Source organism: Microbispora rosea, assembly GCF_044460045.1.
Lineage (GTDB): Bacteria > Actinomycetota > Actinomycetes > Streptosporangiales > Streptosporangiaceae > Microbispora > Microbispora rosea.
The window spans coordinates 197923-218545 of record NZ_JBITJO010000002.1; the positions used below are offsets into that span (position 1 = coordinate 197923).

General features: G+C 72.0%; 17 protein-coding genes. 9 read left to right on the forward strand and 8 right to left on the reverse strand.

Features of this window, described 5'->3' with window-relative positions:
* The first annotated feature begins 98 nt into the window (after positions 1-98).
* Positions 99-1547, forward strand: a complete 1449-nt coding sequence (locus ACIBK1_RS08380; protein ID WP_063754513.1) for an MFS transporter — start codon at positions 99-101, stop codon at positions 1545-1547.
* Positions 1548-1595: 48 nt separating this feature from the next.
* Here ACIBK1_RS08380 and ACIBK1_RS08385 read toward each other — a convergent pair whose 3' ends face one another.
* On the reverse strand, positions 1596-2117 hold the full coding sequence (locus ACIBK1_RS08385; RefSeq protein WP_396733446.1) for a GNAT family N-acetyltransferase: 522 nt from the start codon (positions 2115-2117) through the stop codon (positions 1596-1598).
* Positions 2118-2432: 315 nt separating this feature from the next.
* Here ACIBK1_RS08385 and ACIBK1_RS08390 point away from each other — a divergent pair, with 315 nt between their 5' ends.
* The 3 genes from ACIBK1_RS08390 (at position 2433) to ACIBK1_RS08400 (ending at position 4932) form a co-directional block, all read left to right on the forward strand.
* Positions 2433-2963 (forward strand): dihydrofolate reductase family protein, encoded by a 531-nt coding sequence (locus ACIBK1_RS08390; protein ID WP_030505101.1) that lies wholly within the window; start codon positions 2433-2435, stop codon positions 2961-2963.
* 242 nt (positions 2964-3205) lie between these two features.
* Positions 3206-3700: an ATP-binding protein gene (locus ACIBK1_RS08395; protein ID WP_063754514.1), complete on the forward strand. Its 495-nt coding sequence runs from the start codon at positions 3206-3208 to the stop codon at positions 3698-3700.
* 188 nt (positions 3701-3888) lie between these two features.
* On the forward strand, positions 3889-4932 hold the full coding sequence (locus ACIBK1_RS08400; RefSeq protein ID WP_081903156.1) for a sulfotransferase family protein: 1044 nt from the start codon (positions 3889-3891) through the stop codon (positions 4930-4932).
* 90 nt (positions 4933-5022) lie between these two features.
* Here the strand turns inward: ACIBK1_RS08400 and ACIBK1_RS08405 are convergent, their stop codons facing one another.
* The gene (locus ACIBK1_RS08405; protein WP_030505104.1) at positions 5023-5898 is read right to left on the reverse strand and encodes a hypothetical protein; all 876 of its coding nucleotides are present in this window, start codon (positions 5896-5898) and stop codon (positions 5023-5025) included.
* Positions 5899-6275: 377 nt separating this feature from the next.
* Between ACIBK1_RS08405 and gndA the strand changes: the two genes are divergently transcribed.
* Positions 6276-7697, forward strand: a complete 1422-nt coding sequence (gndA, locus tag ACIBK1_RS08410; protein ID WP_143734109.1) for an NADP-dependent phosphogluconate dehydrogenase — start codon at positions 6276-6278, stop codon at positions 7695-7697.
* A 68-nt stretch (positions 7698-7765) separates the two neighbouring features.
* Here gndA and ACIBK1_RS08415 read toward each other — a convergent pair whose 3' ends face one another.
* Entirely contained in the window at positions 7766-9361 is a 1596-nt protein-coding gene (locus ACIBK1_RS08415) for an MDR family MFS transporter (protein ID WP_030505106.1), read from the reverse strand.
* A 104-nt stretch (positions 9362-9465) separates the two neighbouring features.
* Between ACIBK1_RS08415 and ACIBK1_RS08420 the strand changes: the two genes are divergently transcribed.
* The 3 genes from ACIBK1_RS08420 to ACIBK1_RS08430 all read left to right on the forward strand — a co-directional run bounded on the left by ACIBK1_RS08420 (position 9466) and on the right by ACIBK1_RS08430 (position 11403).
* Complete coding sequence (locus tag ACIBK1_RS08420) at positions 9466-10026, forward strand: TetR/AcrR family transcriptional regulator (protein WP_030505107.1); 561 nt, start codon at positions 9466-9468, stop codon at positions 10024-10026.
* A gap of 28 nt (positions 10027-10054) precedes the next feature.
* Positions 10055-10456, forward strand: a complete 402-nt coding sequence (locus ACIBK1_RS08425) for a nitroreductase family deazaflavin-dependent oxidoreductase (protein ID WP_030505108.1) — start codon at positions 10055-10057, stop codon at positions 10454-10456.
* A 251-nt stretch (positions 10457-10707) separates the two neighbouring features.
* On the forward strand, positions 10708-11403 hold the full coding sequence (locus ACIBK1_RS08430) for a rhomboid family intramembrane serine protease (protein WP_030505109.1): 696 nt from the start codon (positions 10708-10710) through the stop codon (positions 11401-11403).
* 10 nt (positions 11404-11413) lie between these two features.
* On the opposite strand, the gene ACIBK1_RS08435 is transcribed toward ACIBK1_RS08430, so the two are convergent.
* Positions 11414-12562 carry a sensor histidine kinase gene (locus tag ACIBK1_RS08435; RefSeq protein ID WP_051761087.1) on the reverse strand — a complete coding sequence of 383 codons (1149 nt, stop codon included), beginning with the start codon at positions 12560-12562 and terminating at the stop codon, positions 11414-11416.
* A gap of 138 nt (positions 12563-12700) precedes the next feature.
* On the opposite strand from ACIBK1_RS08435, the gene ACIBK1_RS08440 reads away from it, so the two are divergent.
* The gene (locus ACIBK1_RS08440; RefSeq protein WP_030505111.1) at positions 12701-15202 is read left to right on the forward strand and encodes a DEAD/DEAH box helicase; all 2502 of its coding nucleotides are present in this window, start codon (positions 12701-12703) and stop codon (positions 15200-15202) included.
* 15 nt (positions 15203-15217) lie between these two features.
* On the opposite strand, the gene ACIBK1_RS08445 is transcribed toward ACIBK1_RS08440, so the two are convergent.
* The 4 genes from ACIBK1_RS08445 to ccmA all read right to left on the reverse strand — a co-directional run bounded on the left by ACIBK1_RS08445 (position 15218) and on the right by ccmA (position 20446).
* A complete protein-coding gene (locus ACIBK1_RS08445; RefSeq protein WP_197042360.1) occupies positions 15218-16180 on the reverse strand; it encodes a TAXI family TRAP transporter solute-binding subunit in 963 nt (320 codons plus the stop codon).
* Complete coding sequence (locus tag ACIBK1_RS08450; RefSeq protein WP_396733455.1) at positions 16177-18135, reverse strand: TRAP transporter permease; 1959 nt, start codon at positions 18133-18135, stop codon at positions 16177-16179. Before ACIBK1_RS08450 ends, ACIBK1_RS08445 begins: the two co-directional genes overlap by 4 nt.
* A 167-nt stretch (positions 18136-18302) precedes the next feature.
* A complete protein-coding gene (locus tag ACIBK1_RS08455) occupies positions 18303-19823 on the reverse strand; it encodes a DUF6297 family protein (RefSeq protein WP_396733458.1) in 1521 nt (506 codons plus the stop codon).
* Positions 19820-20446, reverse strand: coding sequence for a heme ABC exporter ATP-binding protein CcmA (ccmA, locus tag ACIBK1_RS08460; protein WP_030505115.1), 627 nt, complete (start codon positions 20444-20446; stop codon positions 19820-19822). Before ccmA ends, ACIBK1_RS08455 begins: the two co-directional genes overlap by 4 nt.
* Positions 20447-20623 lie beyond the last annotated feature (177 nt).

The following is a 20623-nucleotide window of genomic DNA, read 5'->3' on the forward strand; positions in this document are numbered from 1 at the left end:
GTGGACGAAGAGAGGCGAGGCGATCCGTCGTCTCGCCGAGCTCGGCCTGCTTCCTTTCCTGCGACTGCCCACGTTTCCGCACCCCGGTAGGGAGCAGCATGTCCGGACAACCCGGAGGTCTGGTGCGTGCGGCGGTCGCCTGGGCCGCGCGGTGGCTGACCGGTGCCGTGGGAGGCCCGGCGCGCTTCCAGATCATCGCCGTCCTCGCCTGCGTGCTGGCGCTCGACGCGGCGGACAAGGGAACCGTAGGAGCGGTGGCGGTGGAGCTCAAGGAGAGTCTGGGCATCAGCAACACCGAGCTCGGTTCCCTGACCGCGGTGTCGTCGGCCTCGGCCGCCTTGGCCGTCATACCCGTGGGCGTGCTGACCGACCGGGTCCGGCGGGTCAGGCTCCTGACCGCCGGCGTCGTGCTCTGGGTGCTGGCGATGCTCGCGGGCGGCCTGGCGGATTCCTACCAGTGGCTCCTGCTGTCGCGGCTGGCGCTCGGCGCCGTGTCGGCCACGGCCGGGCCCACGCTCAGCTCCCTCATCGGCGACTTCTTCCCCCCGGGCGAACGAGCCCGGGTCTACGGGTTCATCCTCAGCGGAGAGATGCTCGGCGTCGGATTCGGCCTGCTCGTGGGCGGCAATCTGGCGCACCTGCTGTCATGGCGTGCCGCGTTCTTCCTGCTCGCGCTGTTCGGGACGCTCCTCACTTTCGTGATCGCGCGTAAGCTTCCCGAGCCGGCGCGCGGCGGCCAGGGGCGGCCGCACCCGGTGGGGCGGGGCGGCGGCGCGCCACCCGGCCGGAGCGACGCGGCGCACTTCGCCATACAGGGCCGCGGCGTCGAGCCCGACCACGCGCTGACGCTGCGGCGAGACCCCACGCGGATGTCGATGTGGGAGGCGGCGATCTACGTCCTGCGGATCCGCACGAACGTCGTGTTGATCAGCGCGTCCGCGGTCGGATACTTCTTCTTCGCCGGCTTGCGAAGCTTCGGCGTGCTCTTCCTCGACCGGCAGTACGGTCTCGCCGCGGCGGCGGTCACGGGCCCGGCCGTGCTCGTCGGTCTCGGCGCCCTGGCGGGTGTCCTCAGCGGTGGGCGGATCGCCGACCACCTGATTCGACGTGGTCGTCTCAGCGCACGGATGACCGTTCCCGCGGTCGCCTACCTCACCACCGCCGTGTTCTTCGTCCCGGCTCTGCTGACGACGTCGACAGCGACGGCGTTGCCGTTCTTCCTCGTCGCCGCCGCATCCCTCGCCGCCGCCAATCCCCCGCTGGACGCCGCGCGCCTCGACGTCGTCCACTACCGGCTCTGGGGACGCGCGGAAAGCATACGTACGTTCCTCCGGATGGGCGCGGAGGCGGCCGCCCCCGTGACCTTCGGATTCCTGGCCGACCTCCTCGGCTCGGGCGGCGCCGGGGGCGCGCAGGGCCTGCAGTACGCATTTCTGATCATGCTCGCACCCCTGGTGGCGAACGCGGTCATCCTGCTCCACGGCAGGCGCTCCTATCCTCGCGACGTCGCCACGGCGACGGCCTCCGAGAGGCCTCGCGTGCGGTGACCCGTCCCGGCGGCAGAGCCGGCATCCCGCCGGGAACGGCCGGCCTGCTCACCCTTGGCGAGTGGGCCCCACGGCCGGGCGGCGCAGCACCCGGGTGATGCTTCCGTCGTCTTCGGCCATGTCCCGGACGTGCTCGAATCCGATCCTGTTCAGCACGGCCAGCGAGGCGCTGTTGGGCGCCGCCACGGTGGCGTACACCTCCCCGAGCCCCAGGGTGTCGAAGCCGTGGGCGACGATCGCCTCGGCCAGTTCTCTCCCCAGGCCCGATCCCCACAGGTCGGGGGTGAGCGCGTAGATGATCTCGTGGCCTTCCGCCACGTCCGCCGGCTTGATCTCGGCGTGCCCGGCGAAGCGGCCGTTCCTGCGGACGGCCCAGACGTCGAACAGATCCTGGGCGTAGACCTTGGTGAAGATCCGTCCGAACAGGGCACGATACTCCGCCTCGCTGGCGGGACCATCGCCCATCCACTGCGAGACCCGCCCGTCCCGGAACAGCGTGACGAAGTCGTCCTCGTCTTCGGGGACGTACGGCTCAAGCAGCAGGCGCTCGGTACGCAGAGTCGGGGTCATAAGCCGCGAAGTTACCGTCGGGTCGCTCTTCCGGACAATTCACTTTCGCGTGGACAGATTCGGCCTGCGCCGAATCAATCGCCCAGCAGGGCGTTGGCGCGGGGCGTGCGGACGTAGAGCATGGCCCGGCCGGCGACTCGTCGGATTCGGCCGCCGCCGAATTCGTATCGCCGGGGCCGGCGATCAGGCGACACTATGGGACCCGCGACGACCGGACGACGGCGTCGTCCGTCACCGGACCGGCGGCACGGCCGGTGCGGCACCGTCTCCGCCACGTACGCGATTGATCACTGGACCGACCACCAGGAGACCACCATGCGCAAGGTCGTGCTCTACCACCTGATGTCGCTCGACGGCGTCGCCTACGAGGACGGCGACTGGCTCGCCGACGACGGCCCCCAGCTGGTCGCCTACCTCGACCGGGTCATCGCCACCCAGGACGACGTCCTGCTGGGACGCGGAACCTACGACTACTGGGCCGGATACTGGCCCACGTCGGACTTCCAGCCGTTCGCCGGTTTCATCAACGGCACTCGCAAGCACGTCGTCACCTCCAGCGTGCCCGCGCAGGAATGGGCGAACTCCACCCTGGTCACCACCCCCGCACACGACTACGTGACCGCCCTGAAGCAGGGATCCGGCGGCGACATCGGCGTCCACGGCAGCATCGAACTGGCCCGCTCACTGCTGCGGGCCGGGCTCGTCGACGAACTCCGGCTGGTCGTCGCACCATCGGCGGTCGGCCACGGCAGGCGGGTGTTCGAGGGCGACGACGTCCAGTCGTGGACGCTGCTCGAAGTCGGACGGGGCAAGAACGGCACGCTGTTCCTGGACTACAGCCGCTGAGACACTCCCACGACCCCCTCCAGAAAGGCCGTCCACCCCGGTGCGGGGCGAGGCCGGTGGTGCGAGGCCTCCCCCGGTTCCGCTGCGGCCGGCTCCCCGGCCGCCGCCCGTGAGACGAGGGAGCGGGGGCACTTTCCCGGCATAGCGGGGCAAGGACACTCCTACTTTCCCGTGACATCGCGGACGCGGGGGCGGACGTCCTCTCCTGCGGCGGCCACACGGCCACGCGTTGGGAGGAGCTCATGGAGATCTCGGGGGACGGCGCGGGGAACCGCGTGGCCCGGCTCGCGGGTGGGCGGGACCAGGTGGGGCGGGCGCGCAGGCTCGTGTCCGCCGCGCTCGGGCGCGGTCATCCCCGCCACGACGACTGCGTACTGCTGACCAGCGAGATCGCGACGAACGCGGTCGTCCACTCCCGATCGGGAGACGGCGGCACCTTCACCGTCACCGTCTCGTGCCTGCCCGACCGCGTGCGGGTCTGCGTGGAGGACGACGGCTCGGCCGAGCCGCCGTGCGCCGGTCATCGGCTCCCCAACGGGTCGAGCCAGGGCGGTCGCGGCCTGCCGCTGCTGGACCTGCTGGCCGACCGGTGGGGGCTGGTCCGGGAGGCCGGCCGCAACGAGGTGTGGTTCGAGGTCTGGTCCGACGGGGACCGGCGCGCCGCCGCGCTCACCCACCGCCGGCCGGCCGCGTGGGTGCGGCCTGCCGTCGCGGCGCGCGGCGCGACCTCCGGCTGACCCGGCCCCCACCGCTTCCCGGCCGCGGTCCTGCCGGACGTACGGGGCGGGGAGCCGCGGCGTGCAGATACGGGCCGGGAGACGGCATCGGCGTCCGTTTCGGTGGTACTACACCAAAGTCGGGTGATTTTTCCGGGCAAGGAAGGGGCAAAACCAACTTAATAAATCGGGAAAGTAGGAGGACTCCCATGGCCCTGCCCGACTTCCTGGTCATCGGGGTGCCGAAGGCCGGCACCACGGCCCTGCACGCGGCGCTGGCCCGCCATCCGCAGCTGTTCATGTCTCCCGTCAAGGAGCCGAAGTTCTTCCTCACCGACGGCCCGCCTCCGGCGAAGGGCGGGCCGGGGGACGCGGAGACCTACCGCGAGCACGTGTGGCGGCGCGCCGACTACGAGGCGCTGTTCGCGGACGCGGCGCCCGGAGCGCTGCGCGGCGAGTCCACCCCCTTCTACCTCTACGACCGCGCGGCCCAGCGGCGGATCCGGGAGGCGATCCCGGGCGCGAGACTCATCGTCTCGCTGCGCGACCCCGTGGAGCGCGCCCATTCGAACTGGACCCACCTGTGGTCGGCCGGCCTGGAGCCGATCGGCGATGTCATCGAGGCGTGCGCGGCCGAGAAGCAGCGGGTCGCCGACGGCTGGTCGCCGTTCTGGCACTACGTCGGTCTCGGCCGGTACGGCGAGCAGCTCGCGCACCTGTTCACGCTGTTCCCTCGCGAGCAGGTGCTGGTCTTCCGCTACCGGGACATGGTCGACCGCCCCGCCGCCACCCTCGATCGCATCTGCGCGTTCCTCGGGGTGGAGCAGGGGCTGGTCGGCGAGGTGCCCAGGGAGAACGTCACGGCCCATCCGCGGCACAGCCGCAGGCACCGGATCCTGGCCCGGCTCGCCCGGCTCGGCGATCCGGTGCTGGGCCAGCGCCTCACGGCGCCGCTGGAACGGATGCTGCAGCGCGACGGCCAGCCCCGGCGGCCGCTCACCTGGGCGCAGCGGCAGGAGTTGCTCGCCTACTTCGCCGCCGACATCGCGCTGCTGCGCGACCTGCTGGGCGGCGACTCCGGCGACGACTTCGGCGACTGGCTGCGCCCCCGGGATCGGTCGGGCGGTCTGGTCGGAGCCCGGCCGTCCGGCCAGCGGCAGGCCCGCAACGGCCGCGTGAGGAGTGACTCCGACCAGGCCGCCCGGCCGCCGCGCATGGGCGGCCCGCCGGGAGGCGATCCCATCGGGGCATGACCGTCCTCGGCTCCCGCTCCGCCGCCGTGAAGGCGCGCGGCGGTGTCCACCCCGCCCGCCGGACCCGTCCCGCGACCCTCTCCAGAGCCGTCAGCGCAGCTCGGTGCGCAGCTCGTGACCCCCGTCGGCGCGGGTGAGCTCGTAGTACAGGCGGTGGCCCCCCGCCACGGGCACGATCGACAGGTAGCGCAGTCCTCCCCCGTCGTGCTCCGACTGGGCGACGGGGGCGGTTCCGGTGGCGGTGAGCGTGGACGGGCCGGGGCCGATGGCCACGCCGGTGCGCTCCTCGTAGTTCTCCTCCGCCGACGCGCGGCCGTCGTAGTACGCGATGACGGTCTCGCCGCTGAACGTGACCGCGCTCACCCGCACGCCGCGCGAGTCCCATTCGCCGGGCCGCCGGTCGAGCGCGGTCCCCTGCCAGGTCCACTCGACGCCGTCGATGCTGGTGGCGTAGTCGGTCACCATCTGGTCGGCCTCGTCGGGGTCCTCCAGGGGGTGGCAGGACGCCCACAGGTGCCACACGCCGCCGTGGTGGAGGATCACGGGGTCCTTGACACCGGTCTTGAGGTCGCCGGGCAGCACCACCTGCGCGTCGGCGGGGTCGAACTCCGCCGGCGCGGCGGCCTCGATCATCTCGACCCGCCAGTGCTTGGTGCCGTACGTCGCGCAGCTCAGGTACAGACGCCACCTGCCCTCCGGCGTCACCACGAGCGTCGGGCGCTCCAGCGACTCGGTCTTCATGTCCTCCTTGGCGATCGTGAGGATCTTCTCGAACCGCTCGCCGTCCGCCGAGCGGGCGATCTCCACGGCGTACCCCCGGCCGTCACCCAGCGGCCGGCGCAGCCGGTAGGCCAGGTAGATCCATCCGTCCCGGCTCACGGCGCTGGGCGCGCCCGCCCAGAATCCGGGCCCGTCTCCGGGCGGAGGGACCGCGACGACTGACCGTTCCGGCTTCGGTGCGAACACGTCTCTTCTCCGTAGTGAGCGACGACGGTGGACGAGGCCGGCTCGGGGGAACCGGCCCTTCTTGGCTGTAGTGAATTACCAGCGGCCAGGCGCGAGGCCAAGTGTCCTCGCCATCGGACGACCATGTCTATACAAAACCCGCTTGCTTTGCGGGTTTTGTCAGGATAAGGCAGACCTGCCACTGTCCGCGCCTCCCACCTGCGGAAAAGCCGGCACCCGCGCCCACGGCCGCGGCCAGACCGGCTCCGTCGCACTCCCACCCGTCCGGCGCATACGGCTACTGATCGGCTACCGAATCCGCTGCTCACCGCGACCGGTCGCCGGACACGCCCACCCGAGGCCCGTCGCCCCCACCTGGGAGCGGTATGACTGTAGGCATGGACAAGGCAGACATCGGAGTGACGGGCCTGGCGACCATGGGCCGCAACCTCGCCCGGAACTTCGCCCACCACGGTCACGTGGTCGCGGTGCACAACCGCACGGAAAGCCGTACGACCCGGTTCATGGAGGAGCACCACGACGAGGGCGCGTTCCTGCCGGCGGGCACGATCGAGGAGTTCGTGGCCTCCCTCCAGCGGCCCCGTAAGGCGATCATCATGGTCAAGGCCGGGGCGCCCACCGACGCCGTGATCGAGGAGCTCGCCGCCGTCATGGAGCCGGGCGACATGATCATCGACGGCGGCAACGCCCATTATCTGGACACCCGCCGACGGGAGGCCGCGCTGCGCGAGCGGGGCATCCACTTCGTCGGCACCGGCATCTCGGGCGGCGAGGAGGGCGCGCTCAACGGCCCGAGCATCATGCCCGGCGGCGACGCCGAGGCGTACGAGACGCTCGGCCCTCTGCTCGAGGACATCGCGGCGAAGGTCGACGGGGTGCCGTGCTGCGTGCACGTGGGTCCCGACGGCGCCGGCCACTTCGTCAAGATGGTGCACAACGGCATCGAGTACGCCGACATGCAGCTCATCGCGGAGTCCTACGACCTGCTCCGGCAGGCTCTCGGGCTGACCCCGAAGGAGCTGTCCGACGTCTTCCGCGAGTGGAACCGGGGCGACCTGGAGTCGTACCTGATCGAGATCACCGCCGAGGTGCTCGGCCACACCGACCCCGCGACGGGCAAGCCGTTCGTGGACGTCGTGCAGGACCAGGCCGAGCAGAAGGGCACCGGCCGCTGGACCGTGCAGAGCGCGCTCGACCTCGGCGTCCCGGTCACCGGCATCGCCGAGGCGGTGTTCGCCCGGGCGCTGTCGGGTCACCCCGAGCAGCGGGCCGCCGCCCGCTCGCTCACCGGCCCCTCGGGGACGGCCGGCGACTCCGGCCTTGTCGAGGACGTGCGGCGGGCGCTGTACGCCTCCAAGATCGTGGCGTACGCCCAGGGGTTCGACCAGATGGCCGCCGCGAGCGCGGAGTACGGCTGGAACCTGAACCTGGGTGCGATGGCCACGATCTGGCGCGGCGGCTGCATCATCAGGGCGCGCTTCCTCGACCGGATCCGCGCGGCGTACGACGCGGACCCGAACCTGCCGACGCTGCTGGTGGACCCGACGTTCGCGCAGGCCCTGGACGAGGCCCAGGAGTCGTGGCGGCGGGTCGTGGCGACGGCGGCGACGATCGGGGTGCCCACGCCGGGCTTCTCCTCGGCGCTCGCCTACTACGACGGGCTGCGCCGCGACCGGCTCCCCGCGGCGCTGCTGCAGGGGCTGCGTGACTTCTTCGGCGCGCACACCTACCGGAGGGTCGACCGGGAGGGCTCCTTCCACACCGACTGGTCGGCGGACCGGGCCGAGCGGCCCGCCTGACCAGCCCGGTAAACGCGAGACGGCGCACGCCCGCGCGGGGGCGTGCGCCGTATCGGCTTCAGATCAGGTCATTCGAAGGCGGCGGCCGCCAGCGGCTCCGCCTTCTCGCCGTCGCCGGCGCCGGGAGCGCCGCTGCGCAGCGGGACGTGCTTGATGAAGGCGGCGATCACCGGGACCAGCGCGGCGAACACGACCGCCCACAGGAAGACCGAGCCGATCGCGTTGGCGAGCGCCTCCAGGAACCCCGCCTTGACCGCCGGTGGCATCTGCTCGAGCATCTTCGGGTCGACCTGAGGGCCGCCGGCCGCCAGGGCGGACCCCTGCGCGCCGAACTTGGCGGCGATCTCGTCGGCGAGGCGGCTGTTGAAGATGGCGCCGAACAGCGAGATGCCGAACGAACCGCCGATGGAGCGGAAGAACGTCGAGGCGCTGCTGGCGACGCCGATGTCCTTCTGCTCGACGCTGTTCTGCGCGATCAGCATGGTCGTCTGCATCAGGAAGCCCATGCCGAGGCCGAGGACGGCGATGTAGACGCCGGTCTTCCAGGACGGGGTGTGGACGTCCTGCGTCGACAGCAGCCACACGGCGATGGCCATGACCACGCCGCCGATCACCGGGAAGCTCTTGTACTTGCCCGTCTTGGTGATCGCCCGGCCGACGAACAGCGACACGACCATGGATGAGGCCATCATCGGCAGCAGGAGCAGACCGGAGTTGGTGGCCGAGGCGCCCTGGACGATCTGCTGGAAGATCGGCAGGAAGGTGATCGCGCCGAACATCGCGAAGCCGAGCAGGAAGCCGAGCACGTTGATCAGCGTGAAGTTGCGGTTGGCGAACACGTGCAGCGGCAGGATCGGCTCGGCCGCCCGCCGCTCGACGGGGATGAACGCGGCCAGCGCGACGACCGCCAGGGCGGCCAGCCCAAGGATCTGCCACGAGCCCCACGGGTATCCGTGCTTCTGGCCGCCCCACGAAGTGATCAGCACGATCGCGGTGATCGCCACGGTGAGGATGGCCGCGCCGAGCCAGTCGATGCGGTGCTCGGTGCGGTGCCTGGGCAGGTGCAGCTTGAGGATCAGCCAGATCAGCGCCACGCCGCCGAGCGGGAGGTTCACGTAGAAGGCCCAGCGCCAGTTGAGGTTGTCGGTGATGAAACCGCCGACGAGAGGCCCCGCGATCATGGCGAGCGACATGATCGCCGCCATGATGCCCTGGTACTGACCCCGCTCACGGGGCGGGACCAGGTCCCCGATGATCGACATCACGCCGACGATGAGCCCGCCGGCGCCGAGGCCCTGCAGCGCGCGGAAGGCGATCAGCTCGATCATGCCGTCGCCGGTGCCGCCGAACAGCGACGAGCCCGCCATGCCACAGAGCGCGGAACCGACCAGGAAGATGACGATCGAGCTCAGGAAGACGTTCTTACGACCGTAGAGGTCGCCGAGCTTGCCCCAGATCGGCGTGGAGACCGTGGTGCCGAGCACGTAGGCGGTGGTGACCCAGGTGAAGTAGTCCAGGCCCTGAAGCTCCCCGACGATCCTCGGCATAGCCGTACCGACGATCATGTTGTCCAGCATCGCCAGCATCATCGCCAGCATCAGACCGGGTAAGACGATCATCACTTCCCGGGACCGGCCGGGCGCGGCCGCGGTCTCCGTAGTCATGGGTGCCCCCTTGAGAGAAAATTACTTACTAGCCGACAGGCTAGTGCCCGAGGCACGGTATTGTGCTTACTTGCCGGCCGTCAAGTTAAATAGGAACCGTGGGAATGGGTGCTCAAACCGACACGCGCAGCCGCATCCAGGAGGTCGCGATCAGGCTCTTCACCGAGCAGGGGTACGAGGCGACGTCGCTCCGGGAGATAGCCGAGGCCCTCGGCGTGACCAAGGCGGCACTCTACTACCACTTCCGGACCAAAGAGGACATCGTCGCCAGCCTCATCGAAGACCGCGTCAAGGCGCTGGACGAGCTGATCGCGTGGGCGAACGGGCACCCTCGCACGCCGGAGACCCGGGGGGAGCTCATCCGCCGCTACTCCGCGCACATGACCCGCGGACGCCACCACGAGGTCATGCAGTTCATGGACCGCAACAAGACGGCGCTGCAGGGCCATGCCAAGGTCGACCTGATGCGCGAGCGCATGGGCGAGCTGATGCAGGCGCTGTGCGGCCCGGACGACCCGCTGCCGGTCAGGCTGAGGCGCTCGATGGCGCTGTTCGCGATGCACGCGGCCTGGTTCTTCATCCGCGACGAGTCGTCGACCGAGGAGGAGCGGATCGCGGCGGGGCTGCAGGTGGCCCTGGAATTGGCCGACGGCACGGGTAGTTGATCCCCTTCTGATGGGAAGGAGATCGACCATGCTCTTCGGACAGGAACACGTCACGCGCTACATCGAGACCGACGGCGAGGAGGGCCACGACTGGCAGGGCACCACCGTGGCCATCCTCACCACCAAGGGCCGCAAGTCGGGCCTGCCGCGCAGCACCCCGCTGATCTATCAGCCGTACGGTGACGCCTACCTGGTGGTCGCCTCCCACGGCGGGGCCGACGAGCACCCGCTGTGGTACCGCAACCTCGAGGCCGAGCCCGAGGTGGAGTTCCAGATCAAGGGGGACAGGTTCAAGGCGCACGCCCGTACGGCGACCCCCGGGGAACGGCCGGACATGTGGCGGACGATGACCGCCACCTGGCCCGCGTACGACGATTACGCGACGAAGACCGACCGGGAGATCCCGATCGTCGTCATCGAACGCGTGTAGTCGGCCGGGGGCGAGCCGGGCGCCGGAGGTCGGGAACCGCCGGGCCCCGGCTCACCTCGTCATCGGACCGTCCGGGCGGCCCGCCACCCCTTAACCCCGATGCCGCCCCGGGCAGACCCCGGGGGCGGTGCCGCGCTCCTGGCGCCGGCGCTCAGTGACGCGTGCGCCCGTCGGCGGTATCTTTCCGGGTGATCCTCAAGAGCCGCGCCGTCTTCGGCGGACCGCGTGGCCTTCAGGCACAGGGAGGTCCCGTGAGCGACGGCCGCACCGCCGAGATCATGATCGCCGAGGCCCGCAAGGCCTTCTGGGTCATGGTCGGTTTCCTGGGGTTGATCTGGGTCGTGCAGCTCGCCAACTGGGCCGCGGACTACTCGCTCAGCTACAGCTACGGAATCAGGCCCTGGGACCTCGACGCGCTCCCCGGGATCGTCTCCGCGCCGCTCCTCCACTGGAGCTGGGCCCACATCGAGGGCAACTCCGGGCCGCTGTTCATCTTCGGGTTCCTCGCCGCCTACCGGGGCGTGCGGCGCTTCCTCGGCGTGACCGGGCTGATCGCCGTCGCCAGCGGGCTCGGCTCGTGGTTCACCGCCGACTCCGCCACGGTCGGCGCGGGCGCGAGCGGGCTGGTGTTCGGCTACTTCGGGTACGTGCTCGTACGCGGAGCCTTCGACCGGCACCTGATCGACATCGTCATCGGCCTGGTCATGGGCCTGTGCTTCGCCTACCAGTTCGCCGGCCTGCTGCCGGCCGAGGGCATCGGCTGGCAGGCGCACGTCTTCGGCTTCGCGGGCGGCATCCTCGGCGGCTACCTGTTCCGCGACCGGCGGGCCAAGGGCGCGACCGGGAGCACGACCGGGAGCGCGGGCGGGAGCGCGGACCCCGGCACGCCCGCTCCGCCCGGCTCCAGGGCGGCCCTGCTCAAGGAGATCGAAGACCTCGGCCTGTGACGCGTACGGGTCAGGCCTCGCACTGGTCGGGCGGGTGGAAGGGGACGGTGGCGGTGAGCGCGAACCCGCCCTCGGCGGTCGGGCCGTACGTGAGCCGCCCGCCCAGCTGGGCGACGCGCTCGCGCAGGCCCGGCAGCCCGTAGCCGCCTCCCGCGTCGGCGGGCACCCGGACCGGCACGGCCCGGCTCTTGCCGCTGTTGACCACCGACACGTTCAGCACGCCGCCGTGGGCCTCGCAGACCACCTGCACGTCGGCCCCCGGCGCGTGTTTGCGCACATTGTTGAGGCCCTCCTGGACGACGCGGTAGCAGGCGTGGCCGGCCTGCCGCGACAGCGTCTCCTCCGGCACGTCGTAGTGCAGGGCGACGCGCAGGCCGGTGGCCCTGCTCTCCTCGACCAGGCGCGGTATCCCCTCGACGCTCTCCGCCGAGGGCGGCAGGTCCCTGCGCCGCAGCGCCGTGAGCAGCTCGCGCAGCTCGGTGAGCGCCCGTACGCCCTTGTCCTCGATGTTCCTGGCCAGCTTGCGGATCTCGTCCAGCTCGTCGGCGTCCTGGATGAGACCGGCGTTCAGGACCATCACGGTCACCGCGTGCGTCACCGTGTCGTGCAGCTCACCGGCGATGCGGCGGCGTTCCTGGGCGGCGGCGCGCTCCTCGCGCGCCCGCACGCCCGCACGCAGCTCCCGGATCATCGAGCGGTAGCGCCACACCCAGGTGCCCACCAGCGCGGGCAGGAGGATCAGCGTGATCGCCCGCACCACCACGGCGACGGGCAGCCGGTCGGTGTAGGGACTCGCCCAGTCGGCCAGCGCGTAGACCCCCGCGAGCGCGACGGCCACCCACGGCCATCGGCGCACCGTGTTCTGCGACGTCATCGAGTACGCCGCCAGCATCAGCGGCATGGTCTGGCCGGAGAGCAGTCCGCAGGCGACGGTGGCCGCGATCATCGGCCAGGCCGCGCTGCGCCGCACCAGCATGGACGCGGCCGCCGCGCCCACGGCGGCGATCTGCGCCCACGCGGGCACGGCGAGGAACGGCAGGTCGGGGAAGGAGCGGCCGAACAACACCGCCGGCAGCCCGAAGGCGAGCACCGCGACGGCGAGCAGCACGTCGGCCGCCGCCTCCCGGCGTGCGGCCAGCCCGGCCCACTTCTCCCCCATACCGCTAGTTTGTGGGTTTGACCTGCGGCTTCGTGCAGCGCCACACCCCTTTGACGTAGCTGTGCCACACCTTGCCGTACGTCGGGCCGGTCGAAACAGTCATGCGTCTTGGGCAGGATAAGAGGCGTGAGCGAAAGCATGAGCCTCCTCCGCCGTCTCCCGTCCGGCCCACAGTCGGGCACCGACCCGGACGCGTTGTTCGACGCGTTCGCCTCATGGAACGCCGATCGGGGGCTCACGCTCTATCCCGCGCAGGAGGAGGCCCTGATCGAGGTCGTCTCCGGCAACAACGTGATCGTGTCCACGCCCACGGGCTCGGGCAAGAGCCTGATCGCCGCCGGGGCGCACTTCGCGGCGCTGGCCCGGGACGAGATCAGCTTCTACACCGCGCCGATCAAGGCGCTGGTGTCGGAGAAGTTCTTCGACCTGTGCGCCCTGTTCGGCACCGAGAACGTCGGCATGATGACCGGCGACGCCACCGTGAACGCCGACGCGCCCGTCATCTGCTGCACCGCCGAGATCCTCGCCCAGATCGCGCTGCGCGACGGCGCGGACGCCGACGTCGGCACCGTGATCATGGACGAGTTCCACTTCTACGCCGAGCCCGACCGCGGCTGGGCCTGGCAGGTGCCGCTGCTGGAGCTGCCGCAGGCGCAGTTCGTGCTGATGTCGGCCACGCTGGGCGACGTCGAGCGCTTCCAGACCGACCTCACCCGCCGCACGGGGCGCGACACCGCCGTCGTGAAGCACGCCGAGCGGCCGGTGCCGCTCATCTACTCCTACCGGACCACCCCGTTGCACGAGACGCTGGAGGAGCTGCTGTCCACCCAGCAGGCTCCCGTCTACGTCGTGCACTTCACGCAGGCCGCGGCGATGGAGCGCGCCCAGGCGCTGATGAGCATCAACATGTGCACCAAGGCCGAGAAGGAGGCCATCGCCGCCCTCATCGGCAACTTCCGCTTCACCACCCGCTTCGGCCGGGCCCTGTCCCGGCTCGTACGGCACGGCATCGGCGTGCACCACGCGGGCATGCTGCCGAAGTACCGCCGGCTGGTGGAGCGGCTGGCCCAGGCGGGCCTGCTGAAGGTCATCTGCGGCACCGACACGCTCGGCGTGGGGGTGAACGTCCCGATCCGCACCGTGCTGTTCACGGCGCTGTCGAAGTTCGACGGCACCAAGGTGCGGCGGCTGCGGGCGCGGGAGTTCCACCAGATCGCGGGGCGGGCCGGCCGGGCCGGTTTCGACACGGTCGGATACGTCGTCTGCCAGGCGCCCGACCACGTGATCGAGAACGAGCGGGCGCTGGCGAAGATCGGCGACGACCCCAAGCGGCGCCGCGGCTACGCGCGCAAGAAGCCCCCGGAGGGGTTCGTCGGCTGGAGCGAGGACACGTTCGAGAAGCTCCAGACGGCCGAGCCCGAGCCGCTGACCTCCCGCTTCAAGGTCAGCAACGCCATGCTGCTGTCGATCATCAACCGGCCCGGCGACTGCTTCCAGGCGATGAAGCGGCTGCTCACCGACAACCACGAGGACCGCAAGGCGCAGCGCCGCCACATCAGCCACGCCATCGCGATCTACCGCTCGCTGCTGGCCGGCGGCATCGTGGAGAAGCTCGCCGCGCCCGACGAGCACGGCCGGATGGCCCGGCTCACCGTGGACCTGCAGGAGGACTTCGCGCTCAACCAGGCCCTGTCCACCTTCGCGCTGGCCTCCTTCGAGCTGCTCGACCGCGGCTCCCCGACGTACGCGCTGGACATGGTCTCGATCATCGAGTCCACGCTGGACGACCCCCGCCAGATCCTGCACGCCCAGCTCAACAAGGCCAGGGCCGAGGCGGTCGCCCAGATGAAGGCCGACGGCATCGAGTACGAGGAGCGGATGGAGCGCCTCGCCGAGATCACCCACCCGATGCCGCTGGCCGACCTGCTCTTCGGCGCGTACGAGACCTACCGGCGCGGCCACCCCTGGGTCGGCGACCACGTCGTCAGCCCCAAGACGATCGTGCGCGACATGTACGAGCGGGCCATGACCTTCACCGAGTACATCCAGTTCTACGAGCTGGCCCGCTCGGAGGGCACGGTGCTGCGCTACCTGGCCGACGCCTACCGGACGCTGTCGAAGACGGTGCCCGAGCACCTGAAGACCGACGACCTGGTGGACCTCATCGAATGGCTCGGCGAGCTGGTGCGCCAGGTCGACTCCAGCCTGATCGACGAGTGGGAGAAGCTGGCCAACCCCGCCGAGGCGCTGGCGGCCGGGCAGGAGCTGGAGACCAAGATCCGCCCGGTCACCGCCAACGCGCGCGCCTTCCGGGTGCTGGTCCGCAACGCGATGTTCCGGCTGGTGGAGCTCGCCGCGCTGGACCGCGAGGAGGAGCTCCTCGAGCTCTACCCGGACGTCGACTGGGGCGCGGGCCTCGACGCCTACTACGAGGAGCACGACGAGATCCTCACCGGTCCGGCCGCCCGCGGCCCGGCCCTCCTGCTCATCGAGGAGGAGAAGGAGCTGTGGCGGGTGCGTCAGATCATCGACGACCCGGCCGGCAACCACGACTGGGGCGTCGGCGCCGAGGTCGACCTGGCCGCCTCCGACGAGGAGGGCCACGCCGTTCTGCACGTCACCGGTCTCACCCGCCTCTGAGCCGCGTGCGGCGGGTCAGCCGTAGAACTTCCTGGCGCCCTCGTGGAGCGGCACCGGGTCGGTCTTCGGCGCGTCGGCCAGGGTGATGTCCTTGGCCGACACGTGCACCTTCTCCAGGTCGGCCTTGTGGTCGAAGATCAGCCGGGTGAGGTCCTCCGCGAGCTTCGCGTCCATCGCCGTGTTCACCACGAGGAGGTTCGGCACGACGATGACCGGCACGTCGGACGGGGTGCCGTACGCCGCCTTGGGGATCACGCCCTCCGCGTAGACGGGGCCGTGGGCGGCGCGCATGGCGGGCAGCACGTCGTCCAGCGGCACGAAGGTCACCTCGTCGCCCATGCTCGTCATCAGGTCGGTGATGCCCGAGGTGGGCAGCCCGCCCGACCACACCAGCGCGTCGAGGGTGCCGTCCTTGAGCCCCTGCACGGTCTCGGGCAGCGACAGCGCCTGACGTTTCACGTCCTTGTCGGGGTCGAGCCCGGCGGCGGCGAGCAGCCGCTGCGCGATCACCTCCGTTCCCGAGTTCGGCGAGCCCGTGGACACGCGCTTGCCGCGCAGCCCGGCGACGGAGGTGATCCCGGCGTCGGCCCGTGCGATCACGTGCGTGTAGTTGGCGTACAGCCGGGCGAGCGCGCGGATCGGCTGCGGGGCGCTGAAGGCGCCGGTGCCCTCGACCGCGTCGGCCGCCGTGTCCGCGAGTGTGAAGGCGACGTCGGACTGTCCCCTGACCACCCGCTGGATGTTCTCCACCGAGGCGCCGGTGGCCTCCGCGGTCGCCCGGTGGCCCGGCAGGTGCTTGTCGATCAGCTCGGCGAGCCCGCCGCCCAGCACGTAGTAGACGCCGGTGGTGTTGCCGGTGGCGATCGACAGGCGGGTCCCGCCGCCCGTGCCGCCGTTCGCGGCCGACCGGTCGCCTCCGCAACCGGCGGCCAGCAGCGCCGCGGTGACGGCCAGCGCCGTCACGAGCCTGAACCTCACGGATGCGCCTCCCTGTGTCTGCGGACGAAATGGATGGCGAGCGCCAGGGCCGCGACGCCCAGCCCGGCCAGCACGGGCCAGGGCGACAGGACGAGCAGCAGGACCGCCGCCAGCGCGCACAGGCCCCGCTCGACCGGACCGGCGGGGCCGGTGATCCAGCCTCCGGTGGCCGCCGCGAGGACGGCCACGGCCAGCGCGGACACGGCCGCGGCGAGCAGGATCTCGCCGATCGGGCCCTGGGCCAGCAGGCCGGCGCCGGACGGCGTGAGCACGAAGGCGAACGGCACGAGGAACGCCGGAAGCGTGTACTTCCAGGTGGCCCACATCGTGCGGTGCGCGTTGCCGCCCGTGATCGCCGAGGCGGCGAAGGCCGACAGCGCCGTCGGCGGGCTCACCTCGGACAGCACGGCGTAATAGAAGATGAACATGTACGCCTCGGCGGGGGTGACGCCGAGGTTCAGCAACGCGGGGCCGATGATCACGGCGGCGATGACGAAGGACGCCGTGACCGGCACGGCCAGCCCCAGCAGCAGCACCGCCAGCGCGCAGGCCACCGCGGTGGCCGCCAGATTCCCCCCGGACAGACCGACGATCAGCGAGCCGGCCTTGAGCCCGAGCCCGGTGAGCGTGACCACGCCGACGATCGTGCCCGCCGCCGCGCAGGTGACCGCGACCGGCAGCACGCCGGTGGCGCCCGCGGCCAGGGCCCGTACGGCACGGCGCGGGGTCAGCCGGTTCTCGCCGCCGGGAGTGCGGTCGAGGAACGAGAGCGCGAAGGCCAGCAGCGTGGCGTACACGACCGCGCGGAACGGCGACTGGCCGAGGGCCATCAGGATGATGATCACGAACAGCGAGCTGAAGTGGTAGCCGAAGCGCCTGATCAACGGCCAGGGGCCGCCCGTGTCCACCGGGACCGCCCGGGTGCCGAACCTTCGGGCGTCCATCTCGATCGCGAGGAAGACGCCCAGGTAGTACAGGACGGTCGGGATCGTGGCGTAGACGAGCACGGTCAGGTAGCTCACCCGCAGGTATTCGGCGATGATGAACGCCGCCGCGCCCAGCGTGGGAGGCGAAAGGATCGCGCCGATGCCGGCCGCCGCCAGCACTCCCCCGGCCTGCTCGCGCGGATAGCCGGCGCGGCGCAGGATCGGCCAGGCCACGCTGCCCACGCTCACCGTCGTCGCCACGCCGGAGCCGCTCACCGTGCCGAGCAGGAACCCCGCGAGCGTGACGGTCCGCCCCGGCGCGGAGCGCGAGCGGCGGAACGCGGCGAAGGAGACGTCGACGAAGAACCGCCCCGCCCCCGAGTGGTCGAGCACCGCGCCGTAGATCGTGAACAGGATGATGTAGGTCGCCGCGACGTCGAGGGGCACGCCGTACACGCCCTCGGTGCCCATCGTGAACGCCGCCACGATCCGGTCCAGGTCGTAGCCCCGGTGGCCCAGCGCCCAGTCGGCGGGCAGGTAGCCGCCGTAGTAGGCGTAGGCGAAGAAGACCGCGCACACGACGGGCAGGATCCAGCCCACGGTCCGGCGGCACGCCTCGAGGAGCAGCAGCGTGAGCAGCGCGCCCGCCGCCACGTCGAGCGGCGTCGGCGCGTACGCCCGGCGGATGAGGTCGTCGAACACGACGATCGGATACACGCAGACCGCCAGGGACAGCGCCGCCAGCGCCCAGTCGAGCACGCTGATTCGATCACCTCGGGGCCGGTCCCGGCCCCCGCGCCGCGCTTTGTAGCAGACGAAGGCCAGCGGCAGCACCGCGGCCAGGAACGCCATCCGGTAGGGCAGGACCGCCCCCGGCCGGAAGGTCTGGTAGAGCGCGTAGAGCGACAGGGCCGGCGCGAGGATCGTGACGAGCGCCGCCGGGCGGCCGGACAGGCGCCGGGCGGGACGTTCGGCGTCGAACTCGGCGACGAGGTCCTCCGCCGGCGTCTGGGGCCGGGTCTCGGTCACGCGCCTCCCCTGCGGTGCGGCAAGCCTTGACCGCAAGGTACGCCGAAGTTGACTTCACGGAGTCATCATCCGGATCACAGTCCGGTCACAGTCCGTAGTCCCACTCCTACTCTCCCGCCGGGATCGCCTGGGAGCACGGCGGGCCCGAGGGCGACCCCGGCCCACGTTCATGGGCGGTTCTCGCGGCTCCTCCGCAGGATGTAGGCGGCGAGCACCGCGGCGCCGGCGACCAACTGCGCGGCGACGTACGGCGCCACCGAGGCGGGCCGCGACACCAGCGCCGCGAGCGCGGGCAGGGCCCCGAGCAGCGCGAGGTCCACGCCGGTCAACGCCCAGATCAGCGGTCCCGTCGGCACCGCTCCGCCCGGGGTGTCGATGACCGGCATGGAATGGTCGACGGGCCGCCGCCGGGCCATCCGCAGCGCGCCCGCGGCGAGCGCGGGAGCGGCGGCCGGCCCGAGCGCCCACCAGGCCCCCGCCGGCAGCGTTCCGGCGGCCTGGAGGCCCGCGAGGGCGAGCGCCGACCAGGAGGCGGCCAGCAGCGCGGGCAGCACCGCGCGGGCGGCCGTCGCGGCCCTGCCGTCCACGGCCAGCATCCGCGCCAGGGCCGGGTCTCCGCCGTCGCGCCGGACCCCTCCGGTGCACATCGCGGCCGCGGTCAGCGCCCCGCACAGCAGCATCGCGGCGACCGGCCCTGACCCGCCTCCGGTGGCGTTCGCGCAGACGGCGGGCAGGGCCGCCGCACCGAGCAGCGCCGCCAGGCGGCCCGGCCGCCGGCCCACCCGCAGCCACTCCTGCCATGCCAGCGCGGGCGCGGCGCCGAGCCGCGACACGAGACGGGGCCAGGGGCGGGACCGCAGTGCACGGCCGCGCCAGTGGGACTCCTCCGCGACCCAGGTGAGCATCCCGGGGTCCAGGGTGGTGGCCGCCGAGGTCACCCGCGCCGTCCTGGTCGAGGAGGCCAGGATCCTGCGGGCGGGGATGCGGTCGAGCGCCACCCAGGCCCGCCGTACGAGGAAGGCGGCCACGACGGAGGCGACGCCCGCGACCGCCGCGCCCAGGGACGCGGGCGCCTCGGCGACGGCGGCGAGGATCCGGCGGGCGGGGCCCGCGCCGAGGACGGCCGCGAGCACGGCCGCGGAAAGGGCCCCGGCGATCAGGAGTTGCAGCCGGGCGTCCGACGCCGGGGACTGCTGGCCGAGCACCGCGGCCGCCATGCCGCCCACGCCCGCCGTGACGCCGAGCACCAGCGCCGCCGCGAGACGCACACCGAGCTGGCCGGGGGCTCCGAACACCGACAGCGCGGTCAGCCCGAGCGCCGCTCCGACCAGCACCGCCGCCGCCAGCAGGAGCAGCGCCGTACGGCCGAGCACGGCCCTGCGGGGCAGCGGCGACGTCACCAGCCACGCGGCGTCGGCGGCGGGCAGCACGACGGGCCCGAGCGCCCGGGCCAAGGCGAGGAAGCCCGCGTAGGCCGCGGCGACCAGCGCGAGACCGGGGCCGAGCCGCGCGGGGTCGGCGTCATGGGCCAGCCCGGCCAGCGCCTCCGCGACCGGGCGGCCGAGCACCGCGGCGGCGACGAGCAGACCGAAGACACTGGTGTAGCGGTCCGACCAGGTCGCGGGACGCGCCCGGCGGGCGCGAAGGTAGGCGAAAGCGGGGTGCGTCCGGGCGCTCGCGGAGATCACGACGCCGCCCTCAGCGTGATCACGCGGGCTCCCGCGTCCCGCGCCAGCCGCGCGTCGTGGGTGGCCATCACGACCGTGCCGCCCTCGGCGGCGTAGCCGCGCAGGATCTCCGCGAGGCGCTGCCTGAACCCGGAGTCCAGGCCGCGCTCCGGCTCGTCGAGCAGGAGCAGGCGGCTGGGCCTGAGCAGCGCCATCGCCAGCGACAGCCGCTGCCGCTGACCGGTGGACAGCGACAACGGGGCCAGATCGGCCCGGGCGGTCAGCTCGAAGGTCTCCAGCGCCTCGTCGACCGTCAGGCGGGCGTCCTGCTGGACGGCCCTCATCAGCTCCAGGTGTTCGCGGACGCTCAGGCCCGGATACCAGGCGGGCTCGTCGCCGGCCTGCACGACCCGTCGCCAGAAGTCCGGCAGGTCCGCCGGCGGCCCGCCGAGTACGTCGATCTCACCGCGCGGCGAGGGGTGCAGACCGGCCAGGCAGCGCAGCAGCGTCGACTTCCCGGCGCCGTTCTCCCCCATGACCGCGACGATCTCGCCCGGAGCGGCGGTGAGATCGACGTCGCGCAGCACGGGCACTCCGCCCAGGTCCAGCCCGACCCCCCGGGCCGTGATGATCGCGTTCGCCATGCCCCGAGCCTACGCGCCGGTGTCGCACTCCCGGCCCGCCCGTTTCCGGGGCCGCCCGCCGCCTCACGAGAGTGCATAGCGTGGAACTCCCTGAGGATCAGTGGAGGTCGGGCCTGCTGGACGGGGCGTAGGGCGTCGCCTGAGCGCGGCGAGGCCGTCCCCGAGCCGAGGCGCGGG

What these genes read in the sequence shown, in the direction of transcription:
- ACIBK1_RS08435 (WP_051761087.1), bottom strand. Translation starts at nt 12,562, where the DNA reads ATGGGGGAGAAGTGGGCCGGGCTGGCCGCACGCCGGGAGGCGGCGGCC.
- ACIBK1_RS08400 (WP_081903156.1), top strand. Translation starts at nt 3,889, where the DNA reads ATGGCCCTGCCCGACTTCCTGGTCATCGGGGTGCCGAAGGCCGGCACC.
- ACIBK1_RS08395 (WP_063754514.1), top strand. Translation starts at nt 3,206, where the DNA reads ATGGAGATCTCGGGGGACGGCGCGGGGAACCGCGTGGCCCGGCTCGCG.
- ACIBK1_RS08415 (WP_030505106.1), bottom strand. Translation starts at nt 9,361, where the DNA reads ATGACTACGGAGACCGCGGCCGCGCCCGGCCGGTCCCGGGAAGTGATG.
- ACIBK1_RS08385 (WP_396733446.1), bottom strand. Translation starts at nt 2,117, where the DNA reads ATGACCCCGACTCTGCGTACCGAGCGCCTGCTGCTTGAGCCGTACGTC.
- ACIBK1_RS08425 (WP_030505108.1), top strand. Translation starts at nt 10,055, where the DNA reads ATGCTCTTCGGACAGGAACACGTCACGCGCTACATCGAGACCGACGGC.
- ACIBK1_RS08440 (WP_030505111.1), top strand. Translation starts at nt 12,701, where the DNA reads ATGAGCCTCCTCCGCCGTCTCCCGTCCGGCCCACAGTCGGGCACCGAC.
- ccmA (WP_030505115.1), bottom strand. Translation starts at nt 20,446, where the DNA reads ATGGCGAACGCGATCATCACGGCCCGGGGGGTCGGGCTGGACCTGGGC.
- ACIBK1_RS08420 (WP_030505107.1), top strand. Translation starts at nt 9,466, where the DNA reads ATGGGTGCTCAAACCGACACGCGCAGCCGCATCCAGGAGGTCGCGATC.
- ACIBK1_RS08380 (WP_063754513.1), top strand. Translation starts at nt 99, where the DNA reads ATGTCCGGACAACCCGGAGGTCTGGTGCGTGCGGCGGTCGCCTGGGCC.
- ACIBK1_RS08390 (WP_030505101.1), top strand. Translation starts at nt 2,433, where the DNA reads ATGCGCAAGGTCGTGCTCTACCACCTGATGTCGCTCGACGGCGTCGCC.
- gndA (WP_143734109.1), top strand. Translation starts at nt 6,276, where the DNA reads ATGGACAAGGCAGACATCGGAGTGACGGGCCTGGCGACCATGGGCCGC.